Genomic DNA, 22258 nt, shown 5'->3' with positions numbered 1-22258 from the left:
GAGGTGGGAAAGTGGAGAAGAAAGACATGTTTGCTGCGATTGATGAAATCGAAGGACAAGTAGGTCATGTTCATGCAGAGTTAAGTTCTCTGAAGAAGCAGATTGTGCGGCTCCTGGAGGAGAACAAGCGGTTGAGCCTCGAGAATCAGCATCTCCATAAGCTGTTGAGACGCGAGGAGGAGCCTGCTGCCGAAACGGCGGAAGCTCCCACCGAACTTCAGGCTGAACCCGCGTCACCTTCCCGTATGGAGGAACCGGTTGTTGGAGAAGGCTACGACAACCTGGCCCGGATTTATAATGAAGGTTTCCATATCTGCAATGTGTATTACGGTCATCTCCGCACGGAGGGCGACTGCCTGTTCTGCCTTTCTTTCCTTAATAAATAAAGTACACCGTAGGGATCATAACCTACGGTTTTTTTTCAATTTTATATAAAGGATGTTACCTGATGGATGTGGCTCTATATAGCAATGAACGGATGGACGATTTACTCACCGAAAACTTGAAAATTATCCAAAGCGACGAAGTATTCAGCTTCTCCATGGATGCCGTGCTGTTAGCCCGGTTCTGCAGTGTGCCCTCCAAAGGGCGTATATTGGATTTCTGCAGCGGGAACGGAGTTATTCCTTTGTTGATGTCCACCCGGACCAAAGCCCATATCGATGGAGTTGAAATTCAAGAGCGCCTTTTCGGTATGGCCGTACGCAGTGTTGAGATGAACGGGCTTCAGGACCAGATTCATATTCATCACGGGGATTTAAGGAATTATCATATAGAAGCGGGCTACGGTATGTATGATCTCATAACGGTCAATCCTCCTTATATGCAGACGATTACCGGGGTACAGAATGAAAATGAACATTATGCTATTGCCCGCCATGAAATTCACTGCACGCTCGATGACGTCATTGCCGCTTGTGCCAGGCAATCCCGTACCGGAGGCAAGGTAGCGATGGTACATCGCCCTTCCCGGATGACAGACCTTCTATGTACTCTGCGCAGCCACCGGCTGGAGCCCAAACGTATCCGCTATGTTCATCCGCGTGCCGGAGCAGAGGCGAATATGGTTCTGATTGAGGCGGTAAGGGATGCCAAGCCTGAGGTCAGGCTGCTGCCGCCCCTCATTGTATATCGGGAGGATGGAACTTACTGCGAGGAATTAATGCAAATCTATTACGGCGGGAGCAAGGAACTCGGATGACGATAAATATACAAAAAAGTTTTCAGCAGCAGGAGAGAGGCACCTTATATCTGGTGGCAACGCCGATCGGCAACCTGGAGGATATCACATTTCGGGCTGTGAAAACGTTAAAGGAAGCCGATCTCGTAGCAGCCGAAGATACACGGCAAACCCGCAAGCTGCTGACGCATTTTGAGATCAGCACAAGGCTCGTGAGTTACCACGAGCATAACAAGCAGGCCAGCGGCCCCGAGTTAGTCCGTTTAATGGAGGAAGGGCAGACCGTGGCGCTCGTCAGCGACGCCGGCATGCCCGCCATCTCCGACCCGGGCAGCGAGTTGGCGGCCCTGGCCATCGAGCATGGGATTCCGGTCGTTCCGATACCGGGGGCCAATGCCGCGCTGTCAGCGCTGATCATGTCGGGACTTCCGACCGACAGATTTCATTTCGTGGGCTTTCTGCCCCGGGATCGGAAAGCGGTTCAAGAAACGCTGGACGAGGTTAAGGGGCTGAAAGCCACGCTGTTGTTCTATGAGTCGCCGCACCGTGTGGCGAAGACGCTGGAAGCGATGGCGGGCAAGCTGGGCGACCGCCGGGTGGCTTTGGTCCGCGAGCTGACGAAGAGGTACGAGGAAGCGGTGAGGGGTACCATCAGCGAATGCCTGGCTTACCTGGAGGAGCACCCGGCTCAGGGAGAGTACTGCCTGGTAGTGGAAGGCAGTGAAGGGAGCGGGGCTCTGCAGGAGGAAGGCGAATGGTGGACGGAACTGGCACCTGAAGAACATGTCTACTACTACGAGCGGCAGCAGCATTCCCGCAAGGATTCCATCAAGCTCGCAGCCATGGACCGAAAAATTCCGAAAAGGGAGTTATACAACCAGTTACTATAGAAGGAAAAAAGGCAAAAAAAGATCCCTCTTAAGCGGCAGCCTAAGGGGGATATCAAGGAGATATATAAAAGGTTAGAATTAACAATATCAGTTCTATTACTATTATATACTATCTTTATTATTTTGTCACAGGGGTTGGCATTTCAGATACACATTCATTGCAAACAATTTTGCCTTTAAAGTATGTAACGTTCTCAGCGTTGCCGCAGAAGATGCAAGCAGGTTCGTATTTCTTAAGCATAATGCGCTCTCCGTCTACATAGATCTCCAGAGCGTCTTTCTCGCCGATGCCCAGTGTACGGCGCAATTCAATTGGAATTACCACGCGGCCTAGTTCGTCTACTTTTCTTACAATACCGGTAGATTTCATCATAATGGATAAGTCCCCTCTCAATAATCGTCATTATTCGACATATTCATGCTTTTTATGATACCAACCATTCCCAAATGAGTCAACATACCAAATCGTTCCTGCCTCTTAGAAATGCTTATAAACTCAGTATATTCAAAGGAAAAAAGAGTACAACGAAAATATAAACGCGCAAATTTTACTGGAAAAAATGGTGATTATTTTTCGACAAATTCCGCCGATAACCTGGATGTTTTGTCGAATTTGTAATCATAGACTTAATATAGAATGGAGTGGAGCTTACTTATGAGAAATGAACGGCTGATGGAGGAAAAAGTATTCAAGGATCCCGTGCATAAATACATTTATGTTCAGGACCAAACCATCTGGGATCTGATTAATACCAAAGAATTTCAGCGCTTGCGCCGCATCCGCCAGCTGGGCACATCCTACCTGACGTTTCACGGTGCTGAGCACAGCAGGTTCTCTCATTCCCTCGGTGTCTATGAAGTCACACGCAAAATTATATCGCAATTCGAACGAAGCCATTATCCCGATTGGCCTAAAGAAGAGAAGCTGTTGTGTTTATGTGCAGCCCTGCTGCATGACATCGGGCACGGCCCGTTCTCTCATTCGATCGAGCAGGCGTTTGAAATGCATCATGAGGATTGGACTTGCCGGATGATCCGTGGAGATTCGGAGGTGCACTCTGTTTTGGCGGGGGTCTCATCCGATTTTCCCGAGAAAGTGGCCGATGTCATCTGCAAAACCTATGCCAAGCCCATAGTCGTCAGCCTGGTCTCCAGCCAGCTGGATGCCGACCGTATGGATTATTTGCTGAGAGACGCCTATTTCACCGGTGTGAACTACGGAACTTTTGATTTGGACCGCATTCTGCGTGTGCTCCGTCCTCATAAAGGCAAAATCGTAGTCAAGGAAAGCGGAATGCATGCGGTGGAAGATTACCTCATGTCCCGCTATCAGATGTACTGGCAAGTTTACTTTCACCCGGTTACCCGCAGTTCTGAGATCATCCTCCGCCAAATCTTTCGCAGAGCCAAACAGTTATATGCTGAAGGACACGTTTTCCGGTTCATGCCGGATCCTCTGCCAAGCCTTTTTGAGCAGAAGCTTACTATAGAAGAATATCTTCTATTGGATGAGGCATTCATCCAGACGGCCTTTGCCCAATGGACTTTGGAGCGGGATCGGATTCTGTCGGATTTATGCGGACGGTTTCTGAACCGGAAACTATATAAGTACGTTCCGCTGGAAGCAGAAGATGTCGAAATTCTGGATCTGGTCCGGGAAAATTTAGAGCGATCAGGCTTGAATCCCGCCTACCATATGGAACTTGATTTTCCATCTGATCTTCCCTATGATGTATATCGTCCGGGCGAATCAGGGGAGAAAATGCCGATTTTGCTGCTAACCGAACAGGAGAAATGCGTCGAAATCTCTCATAAGTCGGAAATTGTCCGATCGATCAGCGGTATCCACAAAGGGCAGAATCAGCTTTACTATCCACCTGACTTGCTTCAGAAGGTTCTGCCGCAGATGGATCAGGAAGTACGAAGCTTTTTTGCCCGAAGAGGATAGACGCCTTTTCACTATTTATACACCTTCGATTACATCTGGCAGATTAAGGGGGTCACCTGCATTGTTGTTTGATACACATACTCATATGGACGCTGTACAGTTTGAGGAAGACCGTGAACAAGCTATGCAAAGAGCGCTTGATGCCGGCGTGTCCAAAATTTTGAATATTGGATTTAACCGTGAAACAATTCCCACCACAATGAAGCTTGCCGAACAGTATGAAGAGGTTTATGCGGCCGTCGGCTGGCATCCTCAGGATGCAGTGACGATGAGGGAGGGAGATCTGGAGTGGATTGAAGAGCTCTGCAGTCACCCCAAAGTGGTAGCCATTGGAGAAATCGGATTGGACTATTACTGGGACACCTCGCCGAAGGATGTTCAACAGCGTGTGTTCCGTGAGCAGATCCGGCTTGCCCGTAAATTGAACAAGCCCATTGTGATCCATAACAGGGATGCCCACCACGATGTGGTCACGATTCTACGGGAAGAGAGAGCGGAAGAAGTCGGAGGGGTCATGCACTGCTATTCTGGCAGCTGGGAAATTGCCAAGCAATGCCTTGATATGAACTTCTATATTTCCTTCGGCGGTCCAGTTACCTTCAAGAATGCGAAGCAGCCGAAAGAGGTGTTGGCACAGGTTCCCCTTGACCGTTTATTGGTGGAAACCGACGCTCCATATTTAACGCCGCACCCCCATAGAGGGAAGAGAAATGAGACCGGATATGTGACTTTAGTCGCAGAGGCCGCTGCACAAATTAAGGGGATTTCTTATGAGGAATTGGCCCGGATTACCATGCAAAATGGGTGCAAATTATTTGGCATATCATGAAATGTAAAGAGATACAGAGAAAAAAGGACTATTGCGCATAAGAAAAGTGCATATGTTTCAAAGAAAGGCGGAATTTACCTTTATAAGGCTTAAAAACGGCTAAAATTGAAGTTTGCGAATGCTTTACAATTGTGTTTGATACAGAGTATCATACAGGTAACTTAATTAAATAAAGTTTTTACATTTCTTGTCTCGCTGAGTCTCCGGTAACGGAGAGCGGGGGAACCACATGTGTCCGGAACCGAAGCAAATACCACCGGCCGCATCGTTCTTTGGGGTGAATACGGAAGCTTGCAGCATATGTATGCGTGAGTATCTGTTAGGGCAACTCTCTTGTCCGAATCCGTCAGCTAACCTCGTAAGCGTACAGAGAGAGGTAACGTCCTGGTGCCTACCATTCCCTTTACATGCGCGTTTTTAGAAGCCAAAGGAAGACGACCTCTTGCCGAAGGCTTCTTTTATTTTGGCCAAAATCAGGGTAGGGCTTATCCGTTTCGATAATGGAGGTGTTGATTCGCCAACGTTTGAAGAGCTGATGTTGCTGAAGGAAGTAAAAATAAACTAACTAGTCGCGTCAATTTACATGCGTAACAATGGCGGCGGGGCTATGAAGGAGGACCGAAATAAGTGGGAAACAGTAATAACGAAACCCATGTTAAACGATCATCCAGCATGTCTTTCGCAATGCGATGGAAGCATGAGAACTTGCGTTTGATTATTTTGATTGCAACTCTCTCGATTGCTGCTTTCATGTGTTTGGTGTTGTTAAACGGTACGTCTACCAAGAGCGTATCGGTAGTAGTGAATGGACAGGAAAGTGTCGTTAAGACCAAACAATCCGTCCTGCAACGCCTACTGGATGAACAGTCCATCAAGTTAGGGACATTCGATCATGTTTCAATGCCTCTGAGCGCTCCGATCAAGAGCGGAGACAAAGTGGTGATTCAGACCGCAATTCCTTACAAACTGGTGGCTGATGGTAAGACTAGAACTTTGTATACAACAAGCAAAACGGTAAGCAGTATTTTGGCGGAGCAACATATTACTTTAAGTGCTAAAGACCGGATCTGGCCTCCGCTGGATCGTCCAGTCAAGCAGTACATGACTGTGAAGATCGTGCGTGTAAGCAAGAAGACGTCTCAACAGAAAGTAGCCGTTCCGTATACAACGGTGAAAACAGCCGATGCAAGTCTGCTGAAAGGCAAGACCGCCGTCGTGAAAGAAGGCAAAGACGGAGTTCTGTTCAAGCAATTCGTACATACGTACGAGGACGGGAAACTGGTAGCTACAGTGTTGGCGAGTAAGAAGGTTACGTTGAATGCTGTTCCGAAGGTAATTGCGGTGGGTACGAAGAAACCTGCTCCAGTAGTGACGGTAGCTGCGAAATCTTCCTCAACATCTATTACCCGCAAAGGCTTGACCTTCAAACCTAAAAAAGTGATTAAGAACGTTACGCTGACTGCCTATGCGGCAGGCGTGTCTTCCACAGGAAAGAGCAAGAGCCATCCGCAGTACGGCATTACGGCATCCGGCACGCGTGTTACGGAAGGACGTACCATTGCCGTTGACCCTAGGGTTATTCCGATCGGTTACTGGGTGTATATCGAAGGTATCGGCTACCGCCGTGCAGAAGATAAAGGCGGTGCTGTAAAAGGGAACAAAATCGATGTCTATTTCGACAGCGAATCCACAGCGAACAACTTCGGTCGCAAATCCGGTTACACTGTCTATGTCATTGGCCCTAAGAAGCCTGCATCTTACTAAATATAACGGACATACTGAAGATAAAGTTGCATTGTTCTTAATCAAATTCTTTCAAAGGAAGGGGACGTTTTCGTCCTCTTCTTTTTTTCATGTATAATAAGGGGTAGCTAATATGAAGTGAGTGAAAGGTGTTCTATGATCAGAGAAATTATCGTTGTCGAAGGCAAAGACGATACAACAGCCATTAAGCGGGCTGTGGAAGCCGACACGATTGAAACCGGCGGGTCCGCTATCAATAATGAAATTATCCGCAGGATCGCCTTGGCGCAGGAGAGAAGAGGAGTTATTATCTTCACGGATCCCGACCATGCAGGAGAGCGGCTCCGGAAAATTATTTCTTCCAGGGTGAAGGGCTGTAAGCATGCCTTCATTACGCAAGAGGAAGCTAACCGCAAGGGGGACATTGGGGTTGAAAATGCGAGCCCCGAGGTGATCCGGCAAGCTTTAGAGCAAGTAAAGACCGAGTTTACCGGAGGCGATCCGGAAATTACCTGGGCGGATCTGATTGACGCCGGGTTGATCGTACACCCGCAGGCTGCAGAACGCAGGCTCAAAATGGGCAAGCTACTAGGCATCGGCTACTGCAACGGAAAGCAGTTTCATAAGCGGTGCAATGCATTTCATATCGGTAAAGATGAGTTCCTTGCAGCAGTAGGGAAAATTGAAGAATAAGCGGGGTAAGTGAAGCCATGAGCTTGCATGACAATCAATTGGAAACCAAAAGTGACATCGGTTCCCCGAAGCGGACCAAAGATATTATCCAAAGGCACGGATTTTCCTTAAAAAAGAGCCTCGGACAAAATTTTCTGATTGATCAGAACATCCTTAACAAAATTGTTACGGCAGCCGAATTGGATAAGACCAAAGGAGCTCTTGAAATCGGACCCGGCATCGGGGCGCTGACGGAGCGGTTATCCAAAACAGCCGGCAAAGTAGTCGCCGTTGAAATCGATCAAAGACTCATTCCGATCCTGAGCGAGGTATTAGAGCCGTATGAGAACGTGCAGGTCGTACACGGCGATGTTCTTAAAGTGGACCTCAAATCGCTCTTAGAAGAGAATTACGGAGGTCTCACAGGGGTCAGCGTAGTGGCGAACCTGCCTTATTACATTACAACTCCCATTGTGATGCGTTTCCTGGAAGAGAAGCTTCCCCTTGAGAACATTGTCATTATGATCCAGAAAGAAGTTGCCGAGCGTATGGCCGCTAAGCCTGGAGGCAAGGAATACGGCAGTTTGAGTATCGCTGTACAATATTATTGCGAACCGGAAATGGTGACCGTCGTGCCTCACACTGTATTTATTCCGCAGCCGAACGTCGATTCTGCTGTAATCCGGCTGAAAATCAGGCAGGAGCCAGCCGTACAGGTGAAGGATGAAGCCTTCTTCTTCGAAGTGATCAAAGCCTCGTTCGCTCAAAGGCGGAAAACGTTATATAACAATTTAGCCAGCCGCTTTTATGACAAAAATACGAAGCCTAAGCTGGAGGGACTTCTCCTTAGTATTGGCATCGAGCCTTCAAGGCGGGGAGAGACGCTGAGCTTGGACGAATACGCAGCGCTCTCGGATGCACTTTATACCGAACTGAAAGGGGAGTAAACGCCCCTCGCCTGCCAAGCCCATTCTATACACCATCCGCCTATCGCAGCCATACGATAACGGGAGGTGATTGTGCATGAGGCAAGGAGATCTTGTCGTCCGGAAATCGTACGGCAAAGACATTCTGTTTATTATTGAATCGATCCATAGAAATACAGCGGTTATTATAGGATTTGATTTTCGCCTGATTGCGGATGCACCACTCCAGGATCTGGAAATGATTGCCGATATCGCAGATTTTGAAGCTAGAAGGAAAGATCAGGACCGCTTGCAGCAGTCCATGCGTTCTCTGGAAAGGCACCGCTTTGAGCAATACCGGAAGGTCCGTTCCTACCGCGGACTAGCGACTGCCGGGGATGATACATGGAGCCCCATCGAACCTGAGGCTCATCCCTATTTTGAAATTCCGGGTAAAGTGCTTCATCTGGACGGGGACCCTAACTACCTGCGGAAAAGCATGGCGCTTTATGAAAAGCTGCGGGTCCCTGTCGAAGGGCATCATGTGGCGGAAGCCAACATGGCTGAAGCTGTGAGGATTCTTCTTCCCCAGTCGCGGCCCGACATCATCGTAATAACAGGTCACGACAGCGTACTGAAGAGCCAGCGGAACTCGAACTTGTACAGTCTGAGCAGCTACAAGAATTCCGGTCATTTTGCCAATGCCGTGATGATTGCAAGGCAATATGAGCGGAACCGGGATGCGCTTACGATTGTAGCAGGAGCTTGCCAGTCTCATTTTGAAGCGTTATTGCAAGCGGGAGCTAATTTTGCCAGTTCCCCGGGACGGATCCTCATTCACGCGCTGGACCCTGTATATATTGCCGCAAAGGCCTCATTCACCTCCATTAAGGACACGATCAACATTTATGATGTGATCAACCACACGATCAGCGGAATGGAAGGGCTTGGAGGAATAGAGACAAGGGGGAGCTACCGGATCGGGCTTCCTAAACTTAAGTATTATCAGAATAAACCTACACCGAACTTATAAACAGGTTCGGTTTTTTCATTTTCCGACAAATATGGACATTGTGTGAACAATGAAATTTATCGGGGATACATAAATTTGTGAAAATAGGGAAAAATGGCGTTGACAATAAGTTTCAGGGGCTGTTATAATATTTGACCTTGTTTGACATGCCCTTTCCATTAGGTTATAATTGGACAAGGAAAGAGGTGGTAGACAATGGCTAAAAATGCGCTGTTGGAAATCAAACGCAGTTTGGAAGCCCACGTCGGGCAGAAAATCATGTTAAAGGCTAACGGTGGACGCCGGAAGACGATTGAAAGAACTGGTGTATTGGAAGAAACCTACCCTTCCGTGTTTATTGTAAAATTAGATCAAGAGCAGCACGCTTTTAAAAGGGTTTCCTATAGCTATGCGGATGTACTTACGGACTCGGTGCAGGTCACCGTTTGCAATGACGAAGGACAGGTTCGGATTACTTATATCCAGAACTAACCGTACGTTTAGCCGTAAAACCGCCCTAAACAACGATGGCCACGGCTTCGTTGTTTTTTTATTTTGCCATTGAAGAACCGGAGGACCGCCTGCATGTCTCAACAGTTTTCTATTATAAGGATTAACACGGTTGCCAAATATGACCGTCACGACGCCATAGATGACGCTAAGTCCGTGATCGTATCCAGCGGAGGATGGAGCACCGATTTCCGGATGTTCTCCAATAACTCCATCTGCCTGCAATTTGAAATTGAACCTACTGACGCGGTGCATCTTTATCCGTCGATTCTGCAAACCCGTCTAATCCTTATGGATGAGAGCCGTGAAGCCCTCGAAGAGCTTAGCAAATTTCTGCAAACAGGCCACCCAGGTATGAACAGGGACATTAGAGGAACGCTGCAAGTTACGTTTATCCACGACGAGCCTGATCTTATTATAGAAGTGCCTTTGGAATTATAAACGCCCGATTCACGCATACTAACAGCAGTCCGATATCCAAAGGAGGCTGAATCCGCGATGAGCCGTAGAAGAAGAGGCGTCATGTCCGAGCAATTGAAATATGAACTGGCCAAAGACCTCGGGTTTTATGAAACGGTAGAGCGTGAGGGCTGGGGCAGCATTAAAGCGAAAGATGCGGGCAATATGGTAAAACGCGCCATCCAGCTTGCCGAACAGGCAGCAAAGAACAAGCAGTCCTAACATAGATCACATCGTGAAGCTAAGGCGGAAACCCGCTTTAGCTTTTCTTTTTTTCATTTGCTATAATATGTTAAGTTGTCTTTATCAGCGAGTGAAAGTAGGTGGCTTTGTGAAGGTGTACGAGAAAGCGCCGGCCAAAATTAACTTATCCTTGGATGTTCTATATAAAAGAGAAGACGGGTATCACGAAGTGGAAATGGTCATGACAATGGTAGACTTGGCCGACCGGTTAGAGATGTCGGAGCTGCCAAGGGATACGATTATCATTTCCAGCCAGGCAGGGTACATACCGCTGGATGAGAAGAACCTGGCTTTTCAGGCGGCGCGCCTTATCAAAGACCGCTATGACGTGAAGCAAGGAGTATATATTCATTTGGACAAAAAGATACCGGTTGCCGCCGGACTGGCAGGGGGGAGCAGCGACGCGGCGGCGGCGCTAAGAGGGCTTAACCGGCTGTGGAAGCTGAACATTTCTACGGAAGAGCTGGAGACGCTGGGAGCGGAACTCGGGTCGGATGTGCCGTTCTGCGTGACCGGCGGAACGGCAATAGCCAGAGGCCGCGGGGAGAAGCTGGAGCGGATCGGAAATCCTCCGCAATGCTGGGTCGTTCTGGCCAAGCCGCCGATCAACGTGTCCACCGCAGACGTGTATGGACGGTTTAATGCGAATAAGCAGGAGCGGCGGACTTCAACAGCCCAGGTACGGGAAGCGATCGAACTGGGTGACTTCCAAAGGCTGTGCCGGAGCATGGGGAATATGCTTGAGGATGTTACAGTGGATGCCTATCCGGAGGTCCGACAGCTGAAAGACTGCATGAGGCGGCTCGGAGCGGACGGGGTCATGATGTCGGGCAGCGGACCTACGGTATTTGGTCTTGTATCCAAGGAATCCAAGGTATCCAGAATATATAACGGCTTACGCGGGTTCTGTAAAGATGTACACGTGGTAAGAATGCTGACATAAATATGAAGCTTTTTCTTGATAAAAGGCGGATGTAAATGATATATTCTCTGTATAATATTCGGATTTTGGTCTACAATTTGTGGAAAAGGGGGGCCTAATGTGAAGAAATTAAAACGTAGTTCCCGATTAGTAGAAATGACTCAATATTTATTGTTCCGCCCCCATACCCTCATCCCATTGACGACCTTCGCCGAAGCGTACAGCTCCGCAAAGTCTTCGATCAGCGAGGATTTGGCTATTATCAAGGAAGCTTTTGAGAATGAAGGCCTTGGAGATCTGGTTACCTTAGCCGGCGCAGCGGGCGGTGTCAAATTCATTCCGCGTATACCGAAGCAGGCTTCTCTTCAGATTATACGCAACATTTGCCAACAGCTCGAGCAGCGGGAACGTGTGCTGCCCGGGGGTTATCTGTACATGACGGATATTCTGGGCCAGCCTTTTATTGTAAATGAGATCGGAAAGATGTTCGCCACTTATTTTGCAGGCCGGGATATTGATGTTGTTATGACGGTAGAAACGAAGGGGATTCCGCTGGCTTACGCTACGGCAAGTTACCTGAATCTCCCGGTCGTGATTGTGCGCAGGGATAACAAGGTGACGGAGGGCTCGGCCGTGAGCATTAACTATGTTTCAGGCTCGAGCAAGCGGATTCAGACCATGTCTCTGGCTCGAAGGGCTCTGAAGGAGGAATCCAAAGTGCTCATAATCGACGACTTCATGCGGGCAGGCGGGACGGTCCATGGCATGATGAACCTGCTGCAGGAATTCAGGGCAACGGTTAAGGGCGTTGGCGTGTTCGTAGAATCCGGTGAAGTTAATGAAGAAGAGCATTTGGTCGAAGAATACGTTTCTCTTGCCAAGCTGACCGGCGTTGATGAGAAAACGAAACAGATTACGGTTTCACCGGGTAATTTTTTTGATGATGAATGGGGAGTGGATGAAGGATGAAGCTGGACATCGTCGCAACATCAGAGGCACCGGCAGCCATCGGGCCATACGCTCAGGCGGTGCGCGCAGGGAATTTGCTGTTTACCTCGGGCCAGATTCCGTTAGGCTTAGACGGAACGGTTGTCAATGGCGGCATTGTGGAGCAGACGCACCAGGTATTCCGCAATTTGCAGGCTGTTCTGAAAGAAGCAGGGGCTGGTTTTCAGGATGTCATCAAAGCTACCGTATTTATAAAAGATATGAATCAGTTCGCTGCGTTGAACGAGGTTTATGCTTCTTATTTCGGGGAACATACACCAGCCCGTTCTACTGTTGAAGTAGCCAGATTGCCTAAGGATGTTTTGGTTGAAATCGAGCTGATCGTATCACTTTCTGTCGAATCCTGAAACAGCAGTATTATTGGCAAAAAATTTTAAAAAAATTACCAAAATAAAGAAGGAATTTATCCAAACTTGTGGAATTATACACCAAGTCTTCTGTAAAGAAAAGGTGGTGAACACAAGGTGCAAATTACTGATGTTAGACTCCGCCGTGTCAATTCCGAGGGGAGAATGAAAGCGATCGCTTCCATTACCATTGATAATGAATTCGTTGTTCACGATATTCGTGTCATTGACGGAAACAACGGTATGTTCGTCGCAATGCCGAGCAAGAGAACGCCGGACGGTGAATTCCGTGACATCGCTCATCCGATTTCCTCGACCACCCGCGAGAAGATTCAAGCGGCGGTATTGGCGGAATACGATCGTGCTGCCACTGAAGAAGAAGTGATTGAAGAGGGAGCTTAATAAGCTGCTGGGTTAAGGTAGGGGGGCCTTCGGGCTCCCTTTCCTTTTGCCCTATTATGCTTTAACATAGATGAAACCGGGTATATTCCGAACAGTTCCATGAAACAGGAGGGTTATCACGATGAATTTATTTGGCGTTATTTTGGCTGCGGGCCAAGGGAAACGAATGAAATCGAAATTATATAAAGTGCTTCATCCGGTTTGCGGAAAACCGATGGTCGGCCATGTAACGGATGTATTGGATCAATTGAATACAGACCGCAAGGTAGTTGTCGTCGGGCACGGTGCGGAAGCCGTGCAGGCGTATTTGGGAGACCGCGCGGAGTATGCGCTGCAGGAACAGCAGCTGGGGACGGGACACGCGGTGCTTCAGGCGAAGCCGTTGATCGGCGGCGAAGAAGGCATTACCGTCGTCGTATGCGGCGACACGCCGCTGGTTCAGCAATCGACGCTGGAGCGGATGATCGAGCTGCACAAGGAACGCGGTGCAGCGGCAACGATCCTGACGGCGGAGATGGCCCGCCCGCAAGGCTACGGCCGGATTATCCGGGCCGCAGACGGCTCCGTCAGCAAGATCGTCGAGCAGAAGGACTGCTCGCCGGAGGAAGACCGTGTGAAAGAGATTAACACGGGAACGTACTGCTTTGACAACCGGAAACTGTTCGAAGCATTGTCCAAAGTTACGAACTCCAACGCCCAGAATGAGTACTATTTGACCGATGTTATCGGCATTCTAAAGGGTGAAGGCGAAGGAATTGAAGCGTTCTGCACGGAAGACGAAGCGGAAGCGATCGGAGTAAACGACCGTCTTGCACTGTCTGAAGCGGAACGGATGATGCGGGAGCGAATTCTCCGTGCTCACATGGTAAACGGCGTTACGCTGATTGATCCAGCCAATACTTACATTGAATCCGGAGTCGTGATCGGTTCCGATACGGTGATTTATCCAGGGTCGGTATTGCGCGGTAATACTACGATCGGATCTGATTGTCTGATCGGGCCTAATGCTGATATTACGGATTCCAAACTGGCTGACGGCGTGGCTGTTAAATACTCCGTGTTGGCTGAAGCGGTTATCGGCAAAGAAACAACAATCGGTCCTTACGCAAATTTAAGACCGGGCTCCGTAACGGGAGAACAAGTGAAAATCGGCGATTTCGTAGAGTTGAAGAACGCCACGCTTGGCGACTACAGCAAAGTGTCGCATTTGAGCTATGTGGGCGATGCGAAAGTCGGCCGGAACGTAAATATCGGCTGCGGTGCCATCACAGTGAACTATGACGGATTTAACAAGGCGTTGACCGAGATTGAAGACGATGCCTTCGTAGGAAGCAATTCCAACTTGATTGCCCCTGTGAAAATCGGAAAAGGCGCCTATGTAGTAGCAGGTTCGACGATTACGCACGATGTAGCCGCAGATGACCTTGCCATCGCCCGGGAGCGCCAGGTAAATAAAACGGGTTATGCCGCCAAATTGAAAGCAAGGTTTAAAGCCAAGAAAGAAAACAAGGAATAATTTGCATGTTTAGCCTCTTGTATGATGTGGTAAATGAAAGGATAGCTTATCACCATAAGGAGGCATGAATCATGGCAACTACGCTTAAAGCAGATCTTCGAAATACATCGAAACAGTCCGAACTTAGAAGCCTGAGACAGCAGGGGTTGATTCCCGGCGTTATTTACGGTGAGAAAGTACAGGCAAGCATTGCGATCAATGAGAAGGATCTAAATACATTGCTTCGCGAAAATCCAAACGGCATCCTGACATTGGATATACCGGAGTACGGTAAACATTCGGTCATGATGACGGAAACCCAAAAAGAGCCGTTGAAAGGCCGCGTTATCCATGTGGACTTTCACCAGATCAACATGAATGATGAAGTGAAGGCAACCGTCCGGGTTGAATTGACGGGTGAACCTCAAGGCGTGAAAGAAGGCGGAATTCTTCAGGTCGTTCGTTACGATGTTGAGGTGAAGTGTATGCCTTCCAAGCTTCCTGAATCCCTTGAGCTTGATGTCAGCGGGCTGCAGGTAGGGGAAAGCCTGCATGTGGACGCGCTGAAACTTCCGGAAGGGGTGGATCTGTTGACCGCACCGGAAGAGATCCTGGCCAGCGTACTGGCACCGAAAGTGGAAACCGAGCCGGAAGAACAACCTGAGCCATCGGAAGCTGCTGCAGAGGGAATCGCAGAAGCAAACGAAGGTGATGTTGAAAAGTCGTAATTATAACCAACCAGGGGTTGTTTCCTTCGGGAAACAGCCCCTTATTTTGGTTTCGTTGCTTATGTAGGATATAATTAATAGCCGGGCCTCGAAATAAAGGTAAACAGGGTGCGGTTGTAAAATATATTATTGATTCGTACGAATGCCGGACAGATCGATTCAATATATCCGATGTCATGATGCCGCTCTTCGTAGTACACTTGTACGGGAACCTCATGCGTGCGGTGGTCATCGAAATGCTGGTCCGCAGTAAGCACTTGGCCGTTAAAGTACATAACTTCACCTCCGCAGATGGATGAAAAATGGCAACTATATAACTTATGTACAGCAACTTGGCAAATATGAAAATTGAACGAAACAGGAGAGAAAACAATGAAGTGGATTGTCGGTCTCGGGAATCCGGGAACCCAATATGAAGATACCCGTCACAATGTCGGTTTCATGGCACTGGACTTACTTGCCGAACGATGGAATGTGAAGACTTGGCAGAGCAAGTTCAAAGGATTAGTGGGGGAAGCTAACGTAAGCGGTTCCAAAGTTGTCCTCATCAAACCCATGACTTATATGAATTTATCCGGGGAATCCCTTCGTGCCTTTATGGATTTCCATAAAGCCGACTTGCTGGACCTTCTGGTGATATATGATGATTTGGATACGGAATTAGGTAAAATCCGGCTGCGTTATCAGGGAAGTCCAGGCGGTCACAACGGGATTAAGTCTATTATACAACATACAGGCACTCAAGTGTTCAACCGAATCCGAATCGGTATTTCCCGGCCTGCTCCAGGCAAAAATATTGCCGATTATGTATTGTCCAATTTCGGGAAATCGGAAGCCGAGGGGCTGCAGCAGTCCTTGCAGCAAACTGTACTTGCCGCGGAAGATTTTCTGATGGAACCTTTTGAAAAGACCATGGCGAAATACAACAAGTAATCCTCCTGCCGCAAATAAACCTTGTTTCAGGACTTCAGCTAATTTCCTTGGATTTGGGCTAAAACCGTGTTAAACGGTGCATACTAAGGGTATATAGTAGAGTCAGGAGGCATAGATATGGCTGTGAAATATGTTTGCCGCCACTGCCAAACCCCATTGGGCACGATCCAGGGGTCCGAAGTGAGCGAGTTCCGTCTGGGTTTCCATTTCTTGACCCCGGAGGAACGCAGCGATATAATAGCGTATACTTCGGAAGGAGACGTTCAAGTGAACGTTACCTGCGACTACTGCAAAGAAGCGCTTGAACACAACCCGGAGTTATCTCTGGTCAGCAATCCTCTGCAGTGATGATTACACCTGCAAGACAGCCTTGGCTTTGCGCCTAAGGCTTCTTTTTGGTATAAAAGAAATACCGACTCTCAAACCTACTTGAGTAACATGAACGGGGTGCCATTACCAGTTGAAAACATTGATTCAAGCCTTCAGGGAAGACGCCGATTTTCAGTCGATTGTAACCGGTGTCCGCAAAGGGATGAAAGAACAGCTGATCTCGGGCCTGGTCGGTTCATCCCGGCAAATCATGATCGCATCGCTGCTGCAAGAGTTGGACCGGCCTATTTTTATTATAACGCATAATATGTTTTCGGCTCAGAAGATCACAGAGGATTTATACGAATGCCTTGAAGAGGATCAAGTGCTGCTTTATCCGGCCAACGAATTGATGGCAACGGAAGCGGCGATCTCAAGCCCCGAAACGCTGGCACAGCGGATTGATACCCTGTCAGCGCTGTCGCAGGGCTTTAAAGGCGTGGTTGTTGTGCCGTATGCGGGGGCGCGGCGCTTTCTTCCTTCTCCTGAAGTTTTCGCTGACTCAACTATCCGGCTCCAAGTAGGAGGAACAATCCAGCTGGAGGAGTTGATTCGCAGGCTTACGGAAATCGGGTACGTACGTGCGGAGCGGGTCGAAGTGAAAGGCGAGATGAGTGTCCGCGGGGGGATTGTCGATGTGTTCCCGCTTACGGCGGAAACAGCATTCCGTATTGAATTGTTTGATGAGGAAATCGATTCTATCCGCTCGTTTGACGTTGCTGATCAACGGTCGACCGATAAATTAACGAACTTGGAAATCCTGCCGAGCCAGGAGCTGATCGCAGATCTGAAGCGGTTCAAAAATGCCGCTCAGCATGCCGGCGAGCTGCTAGAGAAGCAGCTGGAGAAAATGACGGACCGCCAGGCAAGGCAGAAGCTGAATGAAGGTATTAAGCAGGATATGGAAATGCTGCGTGAAGGTATCTTCTTCCCCGGCATCTATAAGTACGCCTCATTGCTTTACCCGGAGCGTAAGACGCTTATCGACTATATGCCGTCAGATGCTCTGGTGTTGATGGATGAGCCTTCGCGTTTGCTGGAAACGGCAAAGCAGCTGGAAAAGGATGAGGCAGAGTGGTTTACCCATCTCCTGCAGGACGGACAGTCGCTGCCGGGCTTCGTTATCGCCAAAAATGCGGATGCCGTACTCTATCACCGTTCACATTCTACACTTTTTCTTTCCTTGTTTTTGAGGCAGGTTCCTCATACTCAGCCTCAAAACATAGTGAATTTCATGGCTCGTGCAATGCAGGATTTCCACGGGCAAATGAATTTGCTGAAAACGGAAATGGACCGTTGGAAAAAAGGCGGGGCCCGGGTCATCGTGCTGGCCAATGGAGAAGAACGGGTAGAACGGGTCAAACGGGTGCTGGCGGATTATCATATCGATGAGCCTGAAATTTTGAATGGCAACTTGCAGTCCGGGTTTGAAATTCCGTCTATTCATCTCATTGTGCTGACAGAGGGCGAGATGTTCTCCCAGAAACAGCGCAAGGCCAGGAAAGTAGACAAAAAGATAGAGAATGCCGAGAGAATCAAGAGTTACACCGAGCTGAAAGTCGGCGATTATGTTGTTCACGTGAACCATGGGATCGGCAAGTATGTCGGCATCGGGACCTTGGAGATCAATGGAATCCATAAAGACTATATTCATATTTTGTATGCCGGGGGCGACAAGCTTTCCGTACCGATCGAACAGATCGATCTGGTACAGAAATATGTAGGTTCCGAGGACAAAGAGCCGAAAGTGTTCAAATTGGGCGGCAGCGAATGGAATCGGGTAAAGAGCAAAGTCCGAGCCTCCGTCAAAGATATTGCAGACGACTTGATCAAGCTGTACGCGGATCGCCAGGCAGCTCCCGGTTATGCTTTTAACAAGGACACGCCTTATCAGAATGAATTCGAGGAGATGTTCCCTTATGACGAAACAAGGGATCAGCTTCGCGCCATCAGCGAGATTAAGGACGACATGGAGAAGTCACGCCCGATGGATCGCCTTCTGTGCGGTGATGTAGGATACGGCAAGACGGAAGTGGCCATCCGCGCGGCTTTCAAGGCGGCGATTGACGGTAAGCAGGTAGCTGTTCTTGTGCCGACGACCATTTTGGCCCAGCAGCATTACGAAACGTTCAAAGAGCGGTTCTCGGGGTATCCCTTTAATGTCCAGGTCATCTCCCGGTTCCGGTCCAAGAAAGAACAGAACGAAACCATTAAAGGCGTCAAGGCGGGAACGGTCGACGTATTGATTGGAACACACAGGCTGCTCTCCGCGGATGTGCAGTTTAAAGATTTAGGGCTGCTGATTATCGACGAGGAACAGCGCTTCGGTGTAACGCATAAGGAAAAAATGAAACGGCTCAAAACGAATGTAGACGTGCTGACTTTGACCGCCACGCCAATCCCGCGCACGCTGCACATGTCCATGTTGGGTGTAAGGGACCTTTCTGTCATCGAAACACCGCCGGAGAACCGGTTTCCGGTTCAAACTTATGTTGTGGAGATGAGCACTGCGCTTGTAAGAGAAGCCATAGAGCGGGAGCTGGCGCGAAACGGGCAGGTTTACTACTTGTACAACAAAGTTCAAGGAATTCAACAAATGGCGGAGCAGATTTCTGCGCTCGTTCCGGATGCCAAGGTTGGCGTAGGCCATGGGCAAATGTCGGAACAGGAGCTCGAACGCACCATCCTGGACTTCCTCGACGGGGAGTATGACGTCCTTGTCAGTACGTCCATTATTGAAACGGGTGTAGATATCCCTAACGTAAATACGCTTATCGTCCATGATGCCGACAAAATGGGGTTGTCCCAGCTTTACCAGCTGCGCGGACGGGTAGGCCGTTCCAACCGGGTAGCCTATGCGTACTTCACTTATCAAAGGGACAAGGTTCTGACGGAAGTGGCGGAAAAGCGTCTGCAGGCGATCAAAGAGTTCACGGAGCTCGGGTCCGGCTTTAAGATTGCGATGAGGGATCTATCCATCCGAGGAGCGGGGAATTTGCTTGGAGCCGAACAGCACGGTTTTATCGCGTCCGTAGGATTCGATATGTATTCGCAGATGCTGGCCGATGAAATCGCTGAACGCAAAGCGAAGATGGAGGGCGGCCCTGCCGTCGAGAAGAAGGAATGGGCTACTCAGATCGACATGGACATCGACGCCTATTTACCTTCCGACTACATTTATGATAGTATTCAGAAGATTGAGATTTACAAAAAGGTCGCTAATATCCGCAGTTTGGAAGAGTCTTCGGACCTGCATGAAGAGATGGTTGACCGGTTCGGGGATTTGCCGGATGCCGTGAAGAGGCTCCTGACGGTCGCGCGGTTGAAGGTGTACGGCAATCGGTACGCTATTGAGACCATGTCACAGAAAGGCGACGACATTACTCTTCGGATCAGCGAAAGCATGAATGACAAGATCGACGGGCAGAAGCTGTTCGACATCGGCACGAAATTTGAAGGCCGGGTCAAACTCGTTTCCGGTCCCCATATTGAAATCAGGCTGAAAAGCAAAGGGTTGAAACCGGATGAGGCGCTTGTGCTCCTCGAAACGTTCCTGCAGGAATACGAAGCGGTTCTAAAATCGAAGGGAGTCTTACAAAATGTTGCGAAATAAAGCGTTCGGCATTCTGATTCTGGTGCTTATTGCGGCACTGGTTGCAGGATGCGGCAAAACGAAAGAAAACGCCCAAGTGGTTGCCACTTATAAAGACGGCGAAATTACGGCCCAAGACTTTGACAAATTTAAAAGCGTTGTTACCTTGTTCAATCCATCCTATGAGCAAATGATGGCAGAAGCTTCCGTTCAGGAAAGTATGCTGAAGCAGCTGATTGCTTACCGTATTTTGAATGACAGAGCGGACAAGTCCTTGAAGGAGAAGTCCGAGACAAAGGCAAAAGAGCAAATGGCTGAAATCACGAAGTACTATGAGTCTCAAAAGCCGACACTGGAAGAGCAGCTCAAAGCAAAGAAGTTAACGAAAGACGATATACAGGATTTCCTTCAGCTGGATGAAACGGCCCGGTCCTACATGGGTACCCAGGTGAAAGAAGCAGACATGAAGAAAGAATTCGAAACGAATACCAAGACGGACAAGCATTATTACGATAAAGCTTCCGTAAGACATATCCTTGTTGCTTTTGAAAATGCAGAAACCGGCAAGAAGCTGACAAAGGAAGAAGCACTGAAAAAAGCCAAAGACATTCAAGCGAAATTGAATGCAGGCGGCGACTTTGCAGCCTTGGCCAAAGAGTTTTCTGACGATCCGGGATCGAAGGAGAATGGCGGCCTTTATGCGGATGCACCTGTATCCCAATGGGTAGAGCAGTTCAAGAAAGCTGCCATCGAGCTGCCTTTGAACAAAGTCAGCGATCCGGTGGAGACTTCTTACGGCTACCATGTCATGAAGGTGGAAAAGCGTACTGAAGGAACGTATGATTCTGTGAAGGATCAACTTCGTGAAAGCCTTGCAGGGCAGCAAATGTCCACGTTCCTTGAAAAGGAACTGCCTGGACTGATCACAAAGACGAACTTGCCTAAGACAGAAGCGCCGAAAACGGATGCGCCAAAAACCGGCACTGAGGGCGGAGCGAACCAAGGCTCTACCAACGGCGGCAAAACCGATTCCGGTTCTACGAATTCGGGAACGACAACGAAATAAGCTCTTTACCAAGGAACCTCCGCACTGTGGGGGTTCCTTTTTTTGCCTCGGGGTGCAAAACGGTGTATGATATACTTTCGGACTTGGGACAAGGGAATATTGCAGGGTAATTTAGATGATTATGGACATAATGTAAACGCGGAGGCCGCACCTACAATGGCCGTACATAAGTGGAAAATTACGGTCGTGTGCATAAGCAATTGGGAGCAGTTGAATACTATGGGCAGATATTCAATATCTGTCACCTACTCCTCCTTATGAAATAGAACATTGTCATTGATCCCAGTCGTATCCAAACCTTCAAGGAAAGTGAGGCAACAAGAGTATGAAAGCTACTGGAATCGTTCGCCGGATCGACGACCTCGGGCGGGTCGTTATCCCTAAAGAAATTCGCCGTACGTTGAGGATTCGTGAAGGAGACCCGCTTGAAATTTTCGTTGACCGTGACGGGGAAGTCATTTTGAAGAAATATTCGCCGATCGGCGAGTTGGGTGACTTCGCTAAGGAATATGCCGAATCGCTATCGGAAAGCACAGGGCATATTACACTGATATCGGACCGGGATACCATGATTGCCGTGGCAGGAGGATCCAAGAAGGATTTCCTGGACAAGCAAGTCGGTTCCATCGTGGAAAGCTGCATGGAAGGCCGCAGAAGCATTCTTGAAACCAACAGCGGTGAATACGAAGTGGTTAAAGGGGCTGCGGAAGCGTACGGATCGTTCGTAATCGCTCCGATCGTCGCCGGCGGAGACCCGATCGGCACCGTAATTCTGTTAAGTAAAGACGAGAATGCAAACATGGGCCAAATGGAAACCAAAATGGCTGAAACGGCTGCAGGGTTCCTTGCCAAACAAATGGAACAATAATAAATAAACACCACACGGCTTCCACCGGCTTTCTATCCACCGGCGCGGAGCCTTTTTCAATAGCGGCATAAACAGGTATAATGAAGGGGTGTGTTCATAACAGAAGGGGCGTTAGGATGAAAACAGCACGAGTGCCC

25 protein-coding genes and 1 riboswitch are annotated in these 22258 nt (G+C 48.8%); of the genes, 23 read left to right on the top strand and 2 right to left on the bottom strand.

Annotated features, from left to right (window positions below; genetic code table 11):
• The first annotated feature begins 11 nt into the window (after window positions 1-11).
• The 3 genes from yabA to rsmI all read left to right on the top strand — a co-directional run bounded on the left by yabA (window position 12) and on the right by rsmI (window position 2070).
• Entirely contained in the window at window positions 12-386 is a 375-nt protein-coding gene (gene yabA / locus ACFSUF_RS03920; protein ID WP_377600361.1) for a DNA replication initiation control protein YabA, read from the top strand.
• A 62-nt stretch (window positions 387-448) separates the two neighbouring features.
• Window positions 449-1201: a tRNA1(Val) (adenine(37)-N6)-methyltransferase gene (locus ACFSUF_RS03915; RefSeq protein ID WP_377600359.1), complete on the top strand. Its 753-nt coding sequence runs from the start codon at window positions 449-451 to the stop codon at window positions 1199-1201.
• A complete protein-coding gene (rsmI, locus tag ACFSUF_RS03910; RefSeq protein ID WP_377600357.1) occupies window positions 1198-2070 on the top strand; it encodes a 16S rRNA (cytidine(1402)-2'-O)-methyltransferase in 873 nt (290 codons plus the stop codon). The genes ACFSUF_RS03915 and rsmI overlap by 4 nt, the downstream gene beginning before the upstream one ends.
• 118 nt (window positions 2071-2188) lie before the next feature.
• On the opposite strand, the gene ACFSUF_RS03905 is transcribed toward rsmI, so the two are convergent.
• Entirely contained in the window at window positions 2189-2443 is a 255-nt protein-coding gene (locus tag ACFSUF_RS03905; protein ID WP_068605365.1) for an AbrB/MazE/SpoVT family DNA-binding domain-containing protein, read from the bottom strand.
• 282 nt (window positions 2444-2725) lie between these two features.
• Here ACFSUF_RS03905 and ACFSUF_RS03900 point away from each other — a divergent pair, with 282 nt between their 5' ends.
• The 15 genes from ACFSUF_RS03900 to ACFSUF_RS03830 all read left to right on the top strand — a co-directional run bounded on the left by ACFSUF_RS03900 (window position 2726) and on the right by ACFSUF_RS03830 (window position 15293).
• Window positions 2726-4018 (top strand): HD domain-containing protein, encoded by a 1293-nt coding sequence (locus ACFSUF_RS03900; RefSeq protein ID WP_377600355.1) that lies wholly within the window; start codon window positions 2726-2728, stop codon window positions 4016-4018.
• Window positions 4019-4079: 61 nt separating this feature from the next.
• Entirely contained in the window at window positions 4080-4847 is a 768-nt protein-coding gene (locus ACFSUF_RS03895) for a TatD family hydrolase (RefSeq protein WP_377600353.1), read from the top strand.
• A gap of 183 nt (window positions 4848-5030) precedes the next feature.
• Window positions 5031-5228, top strand: a riboswitch (cyclic di-AMP (ydaO/yuaA leader).
• A 246-nt stretch (window positions 5229-5474) separates the two neighbouring features.
• The gene (locus ACFSUF_RS03890) at window positions 5475-6611 is read left to right on the top strand and encodes a ubiquitin-like domain-containing protein (RefSeq protein ID WP_377600351.1); all 1137 of its coding nucleotides are present in this window, start codon (window positions 5475-5477) and stop codon (window positions 6609-6611) included.
• A gap of 135 nt (window positions 6612-6746) precedes the next feature.
• Complete coding sequence (gene rnmV, locus ACFSUF_RS03885; protein WP_377600349.1) at window positions 6747-7283, top strand: ribonuclease M5; 537 nt, start codon at window positions 6747-6749, stop codon at window positions 7281-7283.
• A 17-nt stretch (window positions 7284-7300) separates the two neighbouring features.
• Window positions 7301-8209, top strand: coding sequence for a 16S rRNA (adenine(1518)-N(6)/adenine(1519)-N(6))-dimethyltransferase RsmA (gene rsmA, locus ACFSUF_RS03880; protein WP_377600347.1), 909 nt, complete (start codon window positions 7301-7303; stop codon window positions 8207-8209).
• 76 nt (window positions 8210-8285) lie between these two features.
• Entirely contained in the window at window positions 8286-9200 is a 915-nt protein-coding gene (yabG, locus tag ACFSUF_RS03875) for a sporulation peptidase YabG (protein WP_377600345.1), read from the top strand.
• 195 nt (window positions 9201-9395) lie between these two features.
• Window positions 9396-9671, top strand: a complete 276-nt coding sequence (gene veg, locus ACFSUF_RS03870) for a biofilm formation stimulator Veg (protein ID WP_377600343.1) — start codon at window positions 9396-9398, stop codon at window positions 9669-9671.
• Window positions 9672-9764: 93 nt separating this feature from the next.
• Complete coding sequence (locus ACFSUF_RS03865) at window positions 9765-10130, top strand: hypothetical protein (protein ID WP_377600341.1); 366 nt, start codon at window positions 9765-9767, stop codon at window positions 10128-10130.
• Between the two features lie 57 nt (window positions 10131-10187).
• A complete protein-coding gene (locus ACFSUF_RS03860) occupies window positions 10188-10370 on the top strand; it encodes a small, acid-soluble spore protein, alpha/beta type (RefSeq protein ID WP_377600339.1) in 183 nt (60 codons plus the stop codon).
• Window positions 10371-10479: 109 nt separating this feature from the next.
• Window positions 10480-11334, top strand: a complete 855-nt coding sequence (ispE, locus tag ACFSUF_RS03855; RefSeq protein ID WP_377600337.1) for a 4-(cytidine 5'-diphospho)-2-C-methyl-D-erythritol kinase — start codon at window positions 10480-10482, stop codon at window positions 11332-11334.
• 99 nt (window positions 11335-11433) lie between these two features.
• Complete coding sequence (gene purR / locus ACFSUF_RS03850) at window positions 11434-12282, top strand: pur operon repressor (protein WP_377600334.1); 849 nt, start codon at window positions 11434-11436, stop codon at window positions 12280-12282.
• A complete protein-coding gene (locus ACFSUF_RS03845) occupies window positions 12279-12668 on the top strand; it encodes a RidA family protein (RefSeq protein ID WP_377600332.1) in 390 nt (129 codons plus the stop codon). The genes purR and ACFSUF_RS03845 overlap by 4 nt, the downstream gene beginning before the upstream one ends.
• A 117-nt stretch (window positions 12669-12785) precedes the next feature.
• Window positions 12786-13070 carry a septation regulator SpoVG gene (gene spoVG / locus ACFSUF_RS03840; protein ID WP_068605342.1) on the top strand — a complete coding sequence of 95 codons (285 nt, stop codon included), beginning with the start codon at window positions 12786-12788 and terminating at the stop codon, window positions 13068-13070.
• Between the two features lie 121 nt (window positions 13071-13191).
• Entirely contained in the window at window positions 13192-14586 is a 1395-nt protein-coding gene (gene glmU, locus ACFSUF_RS03835) for a bifunctional UDP-N-acetylglucosamine diphosphorylase/glucosamine-1-phosphate N-acetyltransferase GlmU (protein WP_377600329.1), read from the top strand.
• Window positions 14587-14657: 71 nt separating this feature from the next.
• Window positions 14658-15293 (top strand): 50S ribosomal protein L25, encoded by a 636-nt coding sequence (locus tag ACFSUF_RS03830; protein ID WP_377600327.1) that lies wholly within the window; start codon window positions 14658-14660, stop codon window positions 15291-15293.
• 74 nt (window positions 15294-15367) lie between these two features.
• Here the strand turns inward: ACFSUF_RS03830 and ACFSUF_RS03825 are convergent, their stop codons facing one another.
• Window positions 15368-15568: a hypothetical protein gene (locus ACFSUF_RS03825; RefSeq protein ID WP_377600324.1), complete on the bottom strand. Its 201-nt coding sequence runs from the start codon at window positions 15566-15568 to the stop codon at window positions 15368-15370.
• 97 nt (window positions 15569-15665) lie between these two features.
• On the opposite strand from ACFSUF_RS03825, the gene pth reads away from it, so the two are divergent.
• The 5 genes from pth to spoVT all read left to right on the top strand — a co-directional run bounded on the left by pth (window position 15666) and on the right by spoVT (window position 22121).
• The gene (pth, locus tag ACFSUF_RS03820; RefSeq protein ID WP_377600323.1) at window positions 15666-16226 is read left to right on the top strand and encodes an aminoacyl-tRNA hydrolase; all 561 of its coding nucleotides are present in this window, start codon (window positions 15666-15668) and stop codon (window positions 16224-16226) included.
• A gap of 117 nt (window positions 16227-16343) precedes the next feature.
• Complete coding sequence (locus ACFSUF_RS03815) at window positions 16344-16574, top strand: anti-sigma-F factor Fin (protein ID WP_377600321.1); 231 nt, start codon at window positions 16344-16346, stop codon at window positions 16572-16574.
• A 112-nt stretch (window positions 16575-16686) separates the two neighbouring features.
• Entirely contained in the window at window positions 16687-20208 is a 3522-nt protein-coding gene (mfd, locus tag ACFSUF_RS03810; RefSeq protein WP_377600319.1) for a transcription-repair coupling factor, read from the top strand.
• Entirely contained in the window at window positions 20195-21253 is a 1059-nt protein-coding gene (locus ACFSUF_RS03805) for a peptidylprolyl isomerase (RefSeq protein WP_377600317.1), read from the top strand. Before mfd ends, ACFSUF_RS03805 begins: the two co-directional genes overlap by 14 nt.
• Window positions 21254-21578: 325 nt before the next feature.
• Window positions 21579-22121 (top strand): stage V sporulation protein T, encoded by a 543-nt coding sequence (gene spoVT / locus ACFSUF_RS03800; RefSeq protein ID WP_377600315.1) that lies wholly within the window; start codon window positions 21579-21581, stop codon window positions 22119-22121.
• Window positions 22122-22258: the final 137 nt, after the last annotated feature.

The organism is Paenibacillus gansuensis (assembly GCF_042684925.1).
In the GTDB taxonomy this organism is placed as follows: domain Bacteria; phylum Bacillota; class Bacilli; order Paenibacillales; family DY6; genus Paenibacillus_N; species Paenibacillus_N gansuensis.
This window is presented reverse-complemented; position numbering and strand designations above follow the sequence as displayed.

Coding starts and splice junctions, on each gene's coding strand:
- ACFSUF_RS03915 (WP_377600359.1), top strand. CDS start 449: ATGGATGTGGCTCTATATAGCAATGAACGGATGGACGATTTACTCACC.
- rsmI (WP_377600357.1), top strand. CDS start 1,198: ATGACGATAAATATACAAAAAAGTTTTCAGCAGCAGGAGAGAGGCACC.
- ACFSUF_RS03905 (WP_068605365.1), bottom strand. CDS start 2,443: ATGATGAAATCTACCGGTATTGTAAGAAAAGTAGACGAACTAGGCCGC.
- ACFSUF_RS03900 (WP_377600355.1), top strand. CDS start 2,726: ATGAGAAATGAACGGCTGATGGAGGAAAAAGTATTCAAGGATCCCGTG.
- rnmV (WP_377600349.1), top strand. CDS start 6,747: ATGATCAGAGAAATTATCGTTGTCGAAGGCAAAGACGATACAACAGCC.
- rsmA (WP_377600347.1), top strand. CDS start 7,301: ATGAGCTTGCATGACAATCAATTGGAAACCAAAAGTGACATCGGTTCC.
- yabG (WP_377600345.1), top strand. CDS start 8,286: ATGAGGCAAGGAGATCTTGTCGTCCGGAAATCGTACGGCAAAGACATT.
- veg (WP_377600343.1), top strand. CDS start 9,396: ATGGCTAAAAATGCGCTGTTGGAAATCAAACGCAGTTTGGAAGCCCAC.
- ACFSUF_RS03865 (WP_377600341.1), top strand. CDS start 9,765: ATGTCTCAACAGTTTTCTATTATAAGGATTAACACGGTTGCCAAATAT.
- ACFSUF_RS03860 (WP_377600339.1), top strand. CDS start 10,188: ATGAGCCGTAGAAGAAGAGGCGTCATGTCCGAGCAATTGAAATATGAA.
- ACFSUF_RS03845 (WP_377600332.1), top strand. CDS start 12,279: ATGAAGCTGGACATCGTCGCAACATCAGAGGCACCGGCAGCCATCGGG.
- glmU (WP_377600329.1), top strand. CDS start 13,192: ATGAATTTATTTGGCGTTATTTTGGCTGCGGGCCAAGGGAAACGAATG.
- ACFSUF_RS03830 (WP_377600327.1), top strand. CDS start 14,658: ATGGCAACTACGCTTAAAGCAGATCTTCGAAATACATCGAAACAGTCC.
- ACFSUF_RS03825 (WP_377600324.1), bottom strand. CDS start 15,568: ATGTACTTTAACGGCCAAGTGCTTACTGCGGACCAGCATTTCGATGAC.
- pth (WP_377600323.1), top strand. CDS start 15,666: ATGAAGTGGATTGTCGGTCTCGGGAATCCGGGAACCCAATATGAAGAT.
- ACFSUF_RS03815 (WP_377600321.1), top strand. CDS start 16,344: ATGGCTGTGAAATATGTTTGCCGCCACTGCCAAACCCCATTGGGCACG.
- ACFSUF_RS03805 (WP_377600317.1), top strand. CDS start 20,195: ATGTTGCGAAATAAAGCGTTCGGCATTCTGATTCTGGTGCTTATTGCG.
- spoVT (WP_377600315.1), top strand. CDS start 21,579: ATGAAAGCTACTGGAATCGTTCGCCGGATCGACGACCTCGGGCGGGTC.